The organism is Streptomonospora sediminis, from assembly GCF_054778995.1.
Window position 1 is genome coordinate 1 of the sequence record NZ_BAAGYZ010000082.1, and the last position, 13,251, is coordinate 13,251.

Annotated in this window: 12 protein-coding genes; 6 read left to right on the forward strand and 6 right to left on the reverse strand. The window is 71.4% G+C overall.

Going from position 1 to position 13,251, the window contains the following annotated elements; genetic code table 11:
• Positions 1 to 51 precede the first annotated feature (51 nt).
• Both ACYVD5_RS16700 and ACYVD5_RS16705 read right to left on the reverse strand, forming a co-directional pair.
• On the reverse strand, positions 52 to 1,296 hold the full coding sequence (locus tag ACYVD5_RS16700; RefSeq protein ID WP_461001978.1) for a cytochrome P450: 1,245 nt from the start codon (positions 1,294 to 1,296) through the stop codon (positions 52 to 54).
• 550 nt (positions 1,297 to 1,846) lie between these two features.
• On the reverse strand, positions 1,847 to 2,263 hold the full coding sequence (locus ACYVD5_RS16705) for a MarR family winged helix-turn-helix transcriptional regulator (RefSeq protein ID WP_461001979.1): 417 nt from the start codon (positions 2,261 to 2,263) through the stop codon (positions 1,847 to 1,849).
• Between the two features lie 109 nt (positions 2,264 to 2,372).
• Between ACYVD5_RS16705 and ACYVD5_RS16710 the strand changes: the two genes are divergently transcribed.
• On the forward strand, positions 2,373 to 3,287 hold the full coding sequence (locus tag ACYVD5_RS16710) for an alpha/beta hydrolase (RefSeq protein WP_461001980.1): 915 nt from the start codon (positions 2,373 to 2,375) through the stop codon (positions 3,285 to 3,287).
• Between the two features lie 367 nt (positions 3,288 to 3,654).
• On the forward strand, positions 3,655 to 4,584 hold the full coding sequence (locus tag ACYVD5_RS16715; protein WP_461001981.1) for an oxygenase MpaB family protein: 930 nt from the start codon (positions 3,655 to 3,657) through the stop codon (positions 4,582 to 4,584).
• A gap of 56 nt (positions 4,585 to 4,640) precedes the next feature.
• Here ACYVD5_RS16715 and ACYVD5_RS16720 read toward each other — a convergent pair whose 3' ends face one another.
• Genes ACYVD5_RS16720 through ACYVD5_RS16735 form a run of 4 tightly spaced genes read right to left on the reverse strand, consistent with a single transcriptional unit; the run spans position 4,641 to position 8,634 of the window.
• Complete coding sequence (locus tag ACYVD5_RS16720; protein ID WP_461001982.1) at positions 4,641 to 5,459, reverse strand: oxygenase MpaB family protein; 819 nt, start codon at positions 5,457 to 5,459, stop codon at positions 4,641 to 4,643.
• Positions 5,460 to 5,479: 20 nt separating this feature from the next.
• Positions 5,480 to 5,854 carry an AtuA-related protein gene (locus ACYVD5_RS16725; protein ID WP_461001983.1) on the reverse strand — a complete coding sequence of 125 codons (375 nt, stop codon included), beginning with the start codon at positions 5,852 to 5,854 and terminating at the stop codon, positions 5,480 to 5,482.
• Positions 5,851 to 7,188 carry an acyclic terpene utilization AtuA family protein gene (locus ACYVD5_RS16730; RefSeq protein WP_461001984.1) on the reverse strand — a complete coding sequence of 446 codons (1,338 nt, stop codon included), beginning with the start codon at positions 7,186 to 7,188 and terminating at the stop codon, positions 5,851 to 5,853. Before ACYVD5_RS16730 ends, ACYVD5_RS16725 begins: the two co-directional genes overlap by 4 nt.
• 60 nt (positions 7,189 to 7,248) lie before the next feature.
• Positions 7,249 to 8,634, reverse strand: coding sequence for a CitMHS family transporter (locus ACYVD5_RS16735; RefSeq protein WP_461001985.1), 1,386 nt, complete (start codon positions 8,632 to 8,634; stop codon positions 7,249 to 7,251).
• A gap of 125 nt (positions 8,635 to 8,759) precedes the next feature.
• Between ACYVD5_RS16735 and ACYVD5_RS16740 the strand changes: the two genes are divergently transcribed.
• The 4 genes from ACYVD5_RS16740 to ACYVD5_RS16755 all read left to right on the forward strand — a co-directional run bounded on the left by ACYVD5_RS16740 (position 8,760) and on the right by ACYVD5_RS16755 (position 13,120).
• On the forward strand, positions 8,760 to 9,782 hold the full coding sequence (locus ACYVD5_RS16740) for a LysR substrate-binding domain-containing protein (protein ID WP_461001986.1): 1,023 nt from the start codon (positions 8,760 to 8,762) through the stop codon (positions 9,780 to 9,782).
• 643 nt (positions 9,783 to 10,425) lie between these two features.
• Positions 10,426 to 11,400, forward strand: coding sequence for a sulfotransferase family protein (locus ACYVD5_RS16745; protein ID WP_461001987.1), 975 nt, complete (start codon positions 10,426 to 10,428; stop codon positions 11,398 to 11,400).
• Complete coding sequence (locus ACYVD5_RS16750; protein ID WP_461001988.1) at positions 11,397 to 11,897, forward strand: hypothetical protein; 501 nt, start codon at positions 11,397 to 11,399, stop codon at positions 11,895 to 11,897. Before ACYVD5_RS16745 ends, ACYVD5_RS16750 begins: the two co-directional genes overlap by 4 nt.
• A complete protein-coding gene (locus ACYVD5_RS16755) occupies positions 11,894 to 13,120 on the forward strand; it encodes a glycosyltransferase family 4 protein (RefSeq protein ID WP_461001989.1) in 1,227 nt (408 codons plus the stop codon). Before ACYVD5_RS16750 ends, ACYVD5_RS16755 begins: the two co-directional genes overlap by 4 nt.
• The last annotated feature ends 131 nt before the right edge of the window (positions 13,121 to 13,251 follow it).

Below are 13,251 nucleotides of genomic sequence, written 5' to 3' on the forward strand. Positions count from 1 at the left end.
GTGCGCGCGCCGCCGCCGGTTCGCCGGCGGCCGGGCAGCGGACCGGCCGCCTCAGGCGGTCCCGGACGCCTGGCTGCGCGGGGTGAAGTCCACGGGCACCCGTTCCGGGCCGCGGGTGAACACGCCGGCGTCGCGCCGCGCGTAGTCGTCGGCCAGGCGGGCGTCGGGCATGGCATCCAGCAGCATGTTGGCCGCGACCTCCACCTCGGTCTCGGCGAGTAGCGCGCCGACGCAGAAGTGCCGGCCCAGCGCGAAGGCGAGGTGGCCGGCCGCCGCCGTGAAGGCGGTGGAGGCGTCGAGCTCGGTGCGGAAGACGTCGAAGGAGTCGGGTTCGGCGTAGCGTTCGGGGTCGCGGTTGGCGGCGCCGATCAGGCAGGTCACCGTGCTGCCCGCGGGTACCGCGCCGCCGCTGAAGACGACGTCTTCGGCGGGCTGGCGCATGATCATGTGCACCGGCGGGCTGTAGCGCAGTGTCTCGGCAAAGGCCTTGGGGATCAGCGAGCGGTCGGCGCGCACGGCCTCGAACTGGTCGGGGTGGGCCAGCAGGTTGGCGAACATGGCGGCGATGGCCTTGTCGGTGGTTTCGCCCCCGGCGGCCAGCAGGAGGCTGCAGAACGCCTTGATGTCGTCGTCGCTCATCGAGGTGCCGTCGATCTCGGCCCGGCACAGCACCGACAGCAGGTCGTCGCCCGGGTTCTCGCGGCGCGCGCGGATGATCGGGATCATGTAGTCGGCGAACTCCTGGCGGGTGCGCAGGCCGTCGGCGGCGACATCGGGGTCCTGGGTGAGGTTGCCGAGGAACGCGATGATGCTGGTGTACCACTTGTGGAACCGGTCGTGGTCGGCCTTGTCCAAGCCCAGCATGTCGACGATGACGTTGATCGGGAAGTGCGTGGCGAACTGGGAGACCAGGTCGGCCGATCCGGCGCCGCGGAACCCGTCGATCAGCTCGCGGGCGTTGCGCTCGATGACCGGGCGGAACTTCTCGCGCAGCTCGCTGCCGCGGAACGCCGGCGCCACCAGGGCCCGGCGCACCGCATGTTCGCGCCCGCTGAGCTGGAGGATGGTGCGGCCGTGCACCGGCTCCAGCTGCCAATCGTAGTTGGCGGTGGTGAACACTTCGTCCTTGAACGCCCGCTGCACGTCCTCGTAGCGGGAGATGATGTAGCTCTGCATCGGCTCGTGCCAGATGAGCGGTGCCTCGCTGCGCATGATCCGGTAGGCGGAATACGGGTCGGCCGTGAACTCAGCGGAGAGGATGTCGGGGACGCTGGGCGTGTCCGGAACTGTGGTCATGCTGCGCCTCACTAATGAGGGGACGAAGATCGACTCGCCCAGCTTAGAGAAGTGATTGGCGGTGATCCAGCCGCATCCGTCGCAATCGGGCGATCAGCTGCTGGAATTTCCAGTTCAGGGGATTTGGCTGCTTTGGGTCTTAGGTGGCAAACCGGACAGCCGGTATCGGGGTGCCGGTCCGGTCGCGGTGAGTCGGGATCCGGTTGCCCGCAGGCGTTGCGGCGCTCAGGGGCCGGCTACCGCGGGGCCGCGGACAGGTGGAGTTTCGCCCGTCCGAAACCCGGGATAAGGCTCCGTGTTGCCGAGAAACACGAGTGCGACGGAAGTTAAAGAAGTGGCATGTGATACGGGAGATAATTGCTCCGGTGTCGCCGCACGGAATTTCACCGCGGCCGTTATGGGGGAATCACCGCCGGCGGCGGACCGGCGGCCGGCTCAATTCCGCACTGCGCTATACTTCCGCCGATCCGCCGGGCTTTCCGCCGGCTCGAATCCGATCGCTGCGCACCTGCTGGTCACGCGGTCCGCGGAGATGCAGGGGCGGGTCGGGCTACTGCGCGGGCTCAAGCAGGGCCAGGAGGATCCGCTGCAGCTCGGTGCGATCGCGAGGGGCAATCCTCGCCAGCCTGCGGTCGAACTCCGCCGCGAGCGCTGCGAGCGCACGATCCCGCGCCGCCTCGCCCGCGGCGGTCAGTACGAGCCGATGCCGCCGCAGGTCCGCGTCGTCGATCTCGCGGCGAATGAGCCCCTTTGCGACGAGGTTGCGCACGTAGACCGTCACGCTCGCCTTGGGGATCATCAGCGTCGCCGCCAGCTCTGCCGGGTACGGCGACGCGGTCACCTCGGCTAGCACGAAGAACTCCTTGGTCTCCAGGCCGAGTTCGGCCAGTTCGGCGCTGCAGGCATCCATCACGACGGTCAGCAGGCGATGGTTCAGCGTCCACAACTGGGCGGCGTCAACCGACACGCGACCCCCCTCATCCTGGTGGTACAGTTTGGAACTAGTTCAAATTCGTATTAGATCAGCTTCGGACTGATCGGTTATCGCACGAATCATACGTGGAAGGTGCCATCAGGTGCTTCAGCATGTCACGGTCCCGCGCGGACCGATCGAGCTCGCGGCCGACCTCCATCTGCCCGACGGCACCGACGGGGCCGCGCCGCTGCGCGCCGTGGTGCTCTCCACGCCTGGCAGCAGTGTGAAGGAGCAGATCGGTGCGAATTACGCATCCCGCCTCGCCGCCCGGGGCATCGCGGCGCTGGTGTTCGACCCCGCCCACCAGGGCCGGAGTGGCGGTGAGCCCCGCGACCTCGAGGACCCGTACCGCCGCGGTGAGGACATCTCCTACGCGATCGACGCGCTCAGCACGATGCCCGGCATCGACCCGGAGCGCATCGGCGTCCTCGGCATCTGCGCAGGCGGCGGCTATGCGGTGCACACCGCCCGTACGGACCACCGCATCAAAGCGGTTGGAACGGTCGTTCCGGGCAATATGGGCACGTCGTTCCGCGGCTTCCAACCGGACGGCCCGGCGGCCGCGCTCGATGCCATGGCCGACGCGCGCACTGCAGAGACCCGCAGTGGAGAGCTGACCCGCGTGAACTGGTTGCCCGACACCTTGGCGGATGCCGCCGCGGCAGGGCTGACCGATATCGACACCACCCAGGCGATCACCTTCTACCGCACCGGGCGGGGCTGGAACGAGCACACGACGAACCGCCGCCTTGCCCGCGGCGACTCCCTGCTCCTGGGCTACGACGCGTACCACCTGGTCGACCAGCTCATGACCCAGCCGCTGCAGGTCGTCCTCGCCGGACGCATCGGCAACACCGGCTCCTATGAGTCCGGCATGAAGCTTTGGGAACTGGCACCCAACCCGGTCGATCTCATGGTGGTCGAGGGCGCCGGCCATTACGAGATGTACGACGAGCCCGAGTACGTCGACGCCGCCGTCGACCGGCTCGCCGACTTCTACACGGACAACCTGTAAGCCGGACGCGGCGGCCCGTTGCCCCGAAGCGCTCAATGCCCGGCCGCGGACCCGATAGCGATGAGCGGCGGAGGAAGCGGGGGTTCCCGGACGAGCAGGGCGTTGCCGTGCTGCCGTGCTGCCATACGGCGACCGCGGCGGCACGGGCCGCGCTATACAGAGCGAGTGCCGGCGGGTTGAATGTAACGCGCATCGAGGCGGTCACCCAGCGGGCACAGCGCGTGTCCGAGGTGCCGGTGCCCGGCGCGGCGATCCCTCCCCGCGGATGCGCCGCTGCCGGGGCCGCCTGCCGCGGAGCCCGGCTCCCCGGTCACCGCCCGGTGGTCCCGCCCGTCCCGCAGTGCCGACGAAAGGCAACGCCCCGGCCATGTCCCGCCCGAAACCGGAACCGCCCGCCCGCCGCCGCGACCGCTTCTACTGGCTGCGGCGCATCGCCGAGTTGGACCCCGCGACCGACTACCACCGGATCTACCGCATTTCCGCGGGCCATGAGTTCCCCTGGGACTACACGCGCGCGCTGGAACTGGCGCTGTACCGCACCTACTGCGTGCCCTCGATCTCGGCGCTGCTGGACGCCACCGGCGAGTTCGGCCGCCGCGGGCAGCGGCGCTACGACGACACCGCGCTGCTGATGGCCGAGATCGCCGAGCACGGCGCCGGCTCCGAGCGCGGCCGGCAGAGCCTGCGCTCGATCAACCGCATGCACAACCGGTTCGCGATCGCCAACGACGACATGCGCTACGTGCTCTCCACCTTCATCTTCGAACCCATCGACTGGATCGACCGGTACGGGTGGCGCCGGCTCACCCGCGCGGAACAGCTGGCCGGACTGCACCACTACACCGACGTGGGGCGCCGGATGAACATCCGCGACATTCCGCCCGATCTCGCCTCTTTCCGCGCGTTCAAGGCCCGCTACGAACGCGACCACTTCCGCTACGCCGACACCAACGCCCGGGTCGGGCGCGCCACGCTGGACGTGTTCCGCTCGTGGTTTCCCGCGCCGCTGCGGCCGGCGGCCGACGCGGGCGTGCGGGCCCTGCTCGACGACCGCACCCGCGAGGCGTTCGGGTTCGCGCCCCCGCCGCGGTGGCTGGGCCCGGCGGTGCACACGGCGTTGCGCATGCGCGCAGCGGTCGAGACCCAGCTACCGCCGCGGCGCGGTTCGCGCCTGGCCGCCGACCCGGGCAACCGCACCTATCCCGGCTACCCGCACGGCCACGACCTCGCCGACCTCGGCGCGCCGGAGCCCGAGAGGATCGACCCGAAGTGGCTCAGGAGGCCAACGGGGCCGTGAGCACGGGGCGGACGGTCCTGCCCGCCGGACGGGCAGGACCGTCCGCCGCTACCGCGTCACGGGCAGCGGCGGACGGCGCGCCTGCGGCGGCGTCCGCCGCGGGCGGCCTGCTTGCGCATGTCGTAGAGGTAGAAGTCGCGCGGCAACGAACGCACGGCCATCGGCAGCCGCGGGTACACGGCGCGCACGACAGCCACCAGCCGGTCGAACCTGCGCTGCGACACCGGCCCCCACTCCAGGCCGAACCCCTCGCGCACGTGCTCGGGCAGCAGCCCGGCCGCGAGGAACCGCTGCACCTTCACCAGCATGCGCACCACCGGGTTGGCCGGGTGGAACAGGTCGTGTGCGATGGCGCGCGCCGTGTCGTCGACCTCGATGGCCGCGATCCGGTCCTGCCAGTACCGGTCGAATTCGGCGCGGGTGGCCGGCCACCGGTCGCGGGGGCAGCCGAGCGCCGTGGCAAAGACCGCGGCGTACTGGTACACCTGCTCCTTCTCGCCGGGGTCCATCGGGCCGAAGACGAGTTCGTAGATGTGCATGTCGCAGGCGTAGAGCGTGGCCGCCACCCACACCTGCAGATCGGGGTCCTGCGCGCTGTAACCCGGACCGACCACCCGCTTGTGGACCGCGCGCACTATCCGCGAAATACGTTCGGCCTCGTCGGCGGTGCCGAACACCACGCCGTACACGAAGACCAGCGTGCCGCGCAGCCGGTCGACCGGCCGCCGCGAGAAGTCGCTGTGGTCGCGCACACCCTGCCCGACGCCCGGGCGGGCGATTTGCAACAGGACGGCGTAGGCGGCGGCGCCCAACAGCACCGCCTCGCTGTAGACCCGGTGCATCGGCGCGGCCGTTGGCGCGGGGCGGTCCTCCACACCGCCAATGGTAAACGCCGTCACACCCGCCGTCCGGCCCCCGGCAGTCCCATACGGCCCGGGCCGCCCGGCACCTCGTCCGCCGGCGCTTCCACCTCCAGCTCCAGCAGCGCCGGCCCCAGGCTCTTGCCGTGGGCATCCAGGAACAGCGACGTGGTGACCGTGTCGTCGCCCGCCCGCGGGCAGACGAAGATCAGCGCGGGCAGGTTGTCCAGCCGGTGGCGCACCACCTCGCCCGCGACCCGCTCGGCCAAGTGCTCGGCCACCCGCCGGGGCGTCACCGCCGAGCACAGCAGCGGGTACCAGCCGGGGTCGTAGGGGATCAGCGAGATGGTGTTGAGGTTGCCCTTGTCGCCGGCGCGCGCGTGGGCGATGTCGTAGAGCCGGACCCTCATGCCTCGGCGCTCCCCTCGAAAACGACGACGTCGGTCTCGACCCGCTCCCGCGGGATCGTCGTGGACAGCACGCCCACGACCTCGGTGGTGCCCACACGCAGCCCGCCGCCGCCCGCCGGGCCGGAGGTGTACAGCGCACTCACCTCCTCGCCCACCGCCTCGGCGGTCGCGCGGTCGGGGGCCGTACCCGCGACGCGCAGGCGGCACTCGTAGGGTTCGGTGCCCGCGGCGAGCGCGTCGCCGTGCAGCGCTCCGTACCCGATCACGTCGGCCCGCAGCCGCGGGACCGCGCCGCCCAGCCGCTCGCGTACCACTTCGGCGGCCAAGCGGGCGCGGTCGAGCGCGCCCCGCCCGGCGTAGGAGAGCTCCCCCTCGCCGCGGAACCCGGCGCGGTAGCCGACACTGGCCTTGAGCGCGCCGGGGCGCGGCCGGCCGCGGGCGCCGTGCACCCGCACGCGGTCGCCGCCGTCGTCGTGCACCTGAACGGCGCTCATGTCCAACTCCAGATCGGGCGTGAGGTAGGCGCGCGGGTCGGTGACCTCGTAGGTGAGCTGTTCGACCACGGTCATCCGGTCCACCCGGCCGCCGGTACCGGGCAGCTTGGTGACCACCGCGGAACCGTCGGCGCCGACCTCGGCGAGCGGGTAGCCCAGGTCGGCGAGTCCCGCGACCGGCTTGCGGGCGGGATCGGCGAAGTAGCCGCCGGTGACCTGCCCCGCGCATTCCAGCAGGTGGCCCACCAGTGTTCCGGCCGCCATGCGCTCCCAATCGCCGGGCTCCCAGCCCAGCAGGTGCGCCAGCGGCGCGAGGAACAGCGACGGGTCGGCCGCCCGCCCGGCGATGACCACCGGCGCCGGCCCGCGCAGGGCCGGAAGCAGCGCGTCGGCGCCGATGTAGGCGTTGGCCGAGACGATCTCGCCGTGGGACTCCAGCGGGGCGCCGTCCTCCCACGCCGGTGCCGACAGGTCGATGCGGTCCAGCACGTCGTCGCCGGTGACCGCCGCGGCGGTGGTGGGCACGCCCAGTTCCGTGCCCAGGTCGCGGACCATACGGGCCGCCGCGACCGGGTCGGCGGCGCCTGCGTTGGTCACGAGCCTGGTGCCGGTGCGGCTCAGCGGCTCCAGCAGGGCGGACATGCGCTTGCGCAGCATGGGGTCGAATCCGCCGTGCGGGTCGGACAGTTTGCGCAGCGCGGCCAGCGAGACGGTGCGCTCGCCCAGGCACTCCAGGGCGATGACGTCCAGGCCGCCGCGTTCGACAAGGTCGACGGCCGGTTCGATGCGGTCGGCGGCGAACCCCGCGCCGCAGCCGATCCGGGCCTGTGTTCTGCTCACGTGTGCTGCTTCCCCCCGGTTGCGGTGTGTGGTGGCGGTGCTGTTGCGGTGTGCCCGGGCTCAGCCGGCCCACAGCGGGATGGTGCCGGTCACGATTGCCGCGGCCAGCACCACCAGGCTCACCAGCCAGGCCCAGGGCAGCAGGAAGCGGATGTGGCTGCCGATAGGGACGCCCGCCAGCCCGGTGAGCAGGTAGAAGGACCCGGTGAGCGGGCTGACGGGGAAACCGACGGTCTCCTCGCCCACGATCGAGGCCTGGGCGAGTGTGCCGCCGGGGATGCCGAAGGTGTCGCCGACGGCGGTGAGCACGGGCAGCACCGCGAAGTAGTAGGCGTCGGGACCGAAGAGCAGGCTGAGCGGCACGGCGAGCAGCCCCACGAACAGCGGCAGGCCGGGGCCGACCGCGTCGGGCATCGCGCCGGTGAGGGCCTTGGCCATCCCGTCGATCATGCCGCTCTCCTCCATGATGCCCAGGAAGACCCCGGCGGCCAGCAGGGTGCTCGCCATCAGTACCGCGCCCTGGGCGTGGGCGTTGATGCGGTCGGTCTGCGCCTTGAGGCCGGTGTAGTTCAGCGGCAGTGCGATGACCAGGGCGAGCATGAATGTGAGTTCGGGCGGCAGCAGCCCGGCGATCAGCACGGCGACGGTGGCCGCGGTCAGGGCCGCGTTGACCCAGAACAGTTCGGGGCGGCGCAGGGCGCTTTCGCCGCCGGTGGGCTCGCCGGAGTCGGAGTCGGCGCCGGCGCCGGATTCGGCCGAAGGTGCGGATGCAGAACCGGATGCGGGGGCGCCGGCCGGTGCGGTCTCGGGTGCGGGGGCGGCCGAGGCGGCGGCGATGCGCGACTTCTCGCGGCGCCCCAGCAGGTAGGCGACGGCCAGGCAGGCGGCGATGCCCGCGAGCTGCGCCGGGATCAGCGGCGCCCACAGCGCGTTGGCGTCGATGCCGGTCGCCGAGGCCGCGCGGGCGGTGGGGCCGCCCCACGGGACCATGTTCATGATGCCCGCGCCCAGGCCGGTCAGCGCGGCCAGCACCAGCCGCCGCATGCCCAGCGCGTCGTACAGCGGCAGCATCGCCGGGATGGTGATGAGGAAGGTCGTGGCCCCGGCGCCGTCGAGGTGGGTGAGCATGGCCAGCACCAGCGTGGCCAGCGCGATCGTCACCGGGTTGCTGCCTGCGAAGGCCAGTACGCGCCGGACGACGGGATCGAACAGCCCGGCGTCGCGCATGACCCCGAAGTAGAGGATGGCGAAGACGAACATCGCCGCGGTGCCGGCGACACCGGAGATGCCGGTACCGGCGAACTCGCCGATCTCGGTGGGGGAGAAGCCCGCGGCCAGCGCCGCGGCCACCGGCACGCCGATGAGCGCGACGACGGCCGAGACCCGGTTGGACAGCAGGAGGCCGAGTACGGCTGCGATGGTCACGAAGCCCATTGCGGTGAGCATGTCGACGGTCCTTTGCGAAGGCGAGCCAGATGTGATGCGCCTCACGTGGTGGCTGCCACCCATGCTGGCAAGACCGGCTGTTGCGCGTCCAACATCAATCGGACAAGGATCTATGCTCGGATTGCATGGACGGCACTAACGGCACTAACGGCATCAACGGCGCTGAGGGCACGCACGGCGCCGGTGGCGGCGTCCCGGACGCTTCGGCCCGCCCGGAGTGGCCCGACCTGTCGTTGCGCCAGTTGGGCGTCTTCGCCGCGGTTGCCCGCGCCGAGAGTTTCACCGCCGCCGCGGTCGAACTCCGGGTGGCGCAATCCTCGTTGAGCCGCACGGTGCTGGAGATGGAGCGCGCCCTGGGCGTGCGGCTGTTCGACCGCACAACCCGCCGGATGCGCCGCACACCGGAGGGCCGGCGGCTGCTGGAGGCGGCCGAGCGGATCCTGGCCGCCCACCGCGCCGAAATGGCCGACCTGGAGCGCTACCTGGCCGGTGAACGCGGCGTGGTGACCATCGCGACGCTGCCTTCGGTGGCCGCGGTGCTGCTGCCCCCGGTCATCGCGCGGTTCCGCGAGCAGCGGCCCGACATCGCCGTGCGCATCCTCGACGGGATGTCGGAGGCTGCCCTGGAGCGGCTGCGCTCGGGCGCGGCCGACCTGGCCATCACCGCCGCCGAAGGGCTGCCCGCCGACCTGCGCGCCCACCCGCTCGCCGAGGACCGCTTCTTCGCGGTGCTGCCTCCCGCACACCACCGCGCCGGCGCCGCCGAGCTGGCCTGGGCCGATTTCAGCGGCGAGGAGTTCATCGCGGTGGGCGCCGACTCCAGCGTGCGGGCCGGCACCGACCGCGCCTTCGCCGACGCAGGGGTGCGGCCGGGCGGTGTGACCGAGGCGGGCAACGTCTCGACGGTGGGCGGCCTGCTCGCGGCGGGGCTGGGTGTCTCGGCGATGCCGGCGCTGGTGGAGGTGCTGATGAGCTTCGCCGACCATGTCCGCCTGCCGCTGGTGCGCCCGGTGCTGGACCGGCGGCTGAGCGTGGTGCTGCCGCGCGACCGCCGCCTGCCCCCGCCGGCCCGCGGCTTCCTGGACTGCCTGCGCGGTCTGCGCGAGGAGGACCACCCGCTGCCCGCGGATGTCCGCTGGATCAGCTGAGGCGCCGGTGCGCCGGACCGCAAGGCGGGCCGCCGGTGCACGCGCGTGCCCTGGGGCGGGTGCGTCGGCGGGCCGGTTCCGGCGGCGCACCGCACACCGCCGGCCTGGCCTGCGCAGACAGCGGCGCGCGCCCGGCGGGCGGCACCGCCCCTGAGCAGCGCGAACCGCGAGGGGAATCTGCGCGGAAACTGCATGTGGTGAAAACCTGTGTGTTATATGTGAACCCGTGCTGGTAGGGCGGGGGGCGGGGCGGCGCCGGAGCGGATCGGCGCGGCGCGGAGGGCCGCGGGTGCTCGAACGGCTACTCAGCGGCGGTTATCGTGGCAGTGGCCGCGTCATCGACTTCACGGCCCAGCGGTCCGGTGCGAACGCGGTCGAAGCGGGCGCCGGCCCGTTTCTCCGCGGCTCCGGCTCGCAGCGTTCGCGGCTTCGGCCGCCGGCGCTTCGCGAACCGGGCGCCGGGCGGTGCCTGTACGCGATCCCCCGCGCGTGCCGGGCATACCTGCGCGACCGTACAGCGGGGTGTACCCCTCCCGGGAATCATCCGGGAACCGGGTGTCTCTCCGGTGGACAGCGGTCGGCTGCGGCGTTAACGAAGACGAACTGTTTCCTTTGCTCCCAGTCGAAAAGAGCCATAAGTTCCATGAGCATGGATCTTCTACGCAAGATGAACTCGGCGCTCGGTGCGACCGTGGGCGTTGAGCTGCGCAGGGCCCGTAAGAAGCAGGAGCCGGCACCCAAGGCCAAGCCGGCGGCCGCTGCGCCGGCCCCCAAGAAGCCGCCCAAGGTCGACGTCCCCTTCCGCGCTCCGGAGAACCCCGAGCTCGACCGCCTGCTGGACCGCCCGATTTTCGTCATCTCCCCGGTGCGGTCGGGATCGACGCTGCTGCGCCTGCTGCTCAACGCGCACTCCCAGCTGCACGCCCCCCACGAGCTGCACATCCGCCGCCTGGAGGTGCACTTCCGCACCAAGCTCTCCGAGCGTGCGATGGCAGCCTGCGACCTGGAGCGCGGCGACATCGAGCACCTGCTGTGGGACCGCGTCATGCACCGCGAACTCGCCCGCTCCGGCAAGGACTTCATCGTCGAGAAGACCCCCAGCAACGCCTTTGTCTGGAAACGCATCGCCGCCTGCTGGCCCGACGCCCGCTTCATCTGCCTGCTGCGCCACCCGGTCTCCATCGCCAAGTCCTGGCACGAGGCCGACCCCGAGAAACGCACCGCCGACGAGGCCGCCGAGGACGCGCTGCGCTACATGAACGCGGTCGAGCGGGCGCGCCAGGGCCTGCCCTCGTCGCACACCGTGCGCTACGAGGACCTCACCGCCGACCCCGCAGGTGAACTGCAGCGCATCTGCGACCACCTGCGGCTGGACTACGAGCCGGAGATGCTGGAGTACGGCGACGGCGCCGAGGGCGGCTTCACCAAGGGCCTCGGCGACTGGAAGGACAAGATCCGCTCCGGCAGCGTCCAGCCCGGCCGCAAACTCCCCGAGGCCGCCGAGATCCCCGAGGTGCTGCGCAAGATCAGCGAAAAGTGGGGCTACATCGGCGAAGGCGAGAGCGAGAGCGAGGGCGACGGCGGCAGCAGCGCACGCGAAGGAGCGGCCGTCACGTGAACGCCCAGACCGAAACCCCGCATGCCGAGATCGCCGAGGTGTGGCCCCGCGACGGAGCCGTCCGCATCGTCGGCGACCTCCGCGGCGGCGCCGCAACCGGCGACGGCCCCTGGCACCTGGTGATCGTGCTGCGCGAAACCGAAACCAGGCTGCAGTACGACCTGCCCGTGACCGGCGGCCGCTTCGACGTGTCGGTGCCGCTGGGCGACTTCGTCCCGGCCGGCTCCGCCGCCGGCACGCCGGACGACGGTATCAAGTGGGACCTCTACGCGGCGCCCGCGGACCTGCTCGAATCCGGCCCCGACACGTGGCTGCGCGTCGGCCGGCACCTCGACGACATCCGCGGCAAGAAGAAGATCATGGTCTTCCCCGCTCAGCAGGCCGAAACCGGCGGTGCGCGGCTGGACGTCCGGCCGTTCTACACCATCAAGGACAACCTCTCCGTCGAGTGCGTCCCCAGCCCCCAGTCCGAGTCACCCGGCAAGGAATCGCGATGAGGATCCGCTACCTGCTGCTGAACGCCTTCGGTACCGGCGGCACCATCCGCACGGTCTTCAACCAGGCCAGCACCATGGCGAAACTGGGCCACGAAGTCGAGGTCGTCAGTGTCCTGCGGCACAAGGACGAACCGAACTTCCCGCGGGACGAGCGGATCAAGCTGAGCCACATCGTCGACAACCGCGCCGAGAAAGGCCGCGCCCCCGCCTCCGACGGGGCCGCCGAGCAGCAGCGCGGGCTGGTCGCGCGCTACCGCAAGTGGGAACGCGACCGGCTCGCGAACCTCGGCGGTTCGATCGTCCCGGAAGGCGAGTTCGGCGCCGAGGCGTTCAACCGCTACGTCGAACGCGAAGTGATCCGCTACATCAAGAGCGTGCGCGACGGCATCCTGGTGACCACGCGTCCGGCGCTGAACATCCTCTCGGCGCGCTACGCCGACACCGGCCTGATCCGGGTCGCCCAGGAGCACATGAACCTGGCCACCCACCGCAAAGACGTACGCAAGGCGATCGAGAAGTACTACCCGCGCTTCGACGCGGTGGCGGTACTCACCCACCGCGACCGCGAGGACTACGAGAAACTGCTCTCCGGCACCCGGGTCGTGCGCATCCCCAACGCCGTGCACTCCGCCGAGCAGGAGCTCTCCGACCACAGCAACAAGATCGCCCTGGCCGCGGGCCGGCTCATCCCGCAAAAGGGGTTCGACATGCTGATCCCCGCGTTCGAGCAGGTCATCAAGCGCCACCCCGACTGGCAGCTGCGGATCTTCGGTACCGGCAAGCGCAAGGCCGACCTGCGGGCCCTCATCGAGAAGCACCACCTCTACAACCACGTCTTCCTGATGGGCCACACCGACACGATGGACGACGAGCTCACCAAGTCGGCGTTCTACATCCTCAGCTCCCGGTTCGAAGGGCTGCCGATGGTCGTCATCGAGGCGATGACCCACGCCCTGCCGGTCGTCAGCTTCGACTGCCCCACCGGGCCCGCCGACGTCATCACCGACGGCAAGGACGGGGTGCTGGTGCCGCCGAAGGACGTCGACGGTCTGGCCGAGGCGGTCTCGCGGCTCATGGACGACCACTCGCTGCGGTCGTCCATGGGTGCCGAGGCGCTCAAGACATCGCAGACCTACACGCCCCAGGCCGTCCACCCGATGTGGGAGGAGCTGTTCACCGATCTGGTGCGCACCTCGGGCAAGGGCGGCACCGCGGCCGTCTGAGCACTTCCGCGGGCCCTACCGGAGCCGGCCGGGCCGCGGAAACGGGCGCCGCTTAGGGTGGCCGAAGGCAACGGGAGGTGCCCGACCGGCGGGTGCCGCCCGCGGCCGCGCCCAGCGACCGCGGCCCGCCG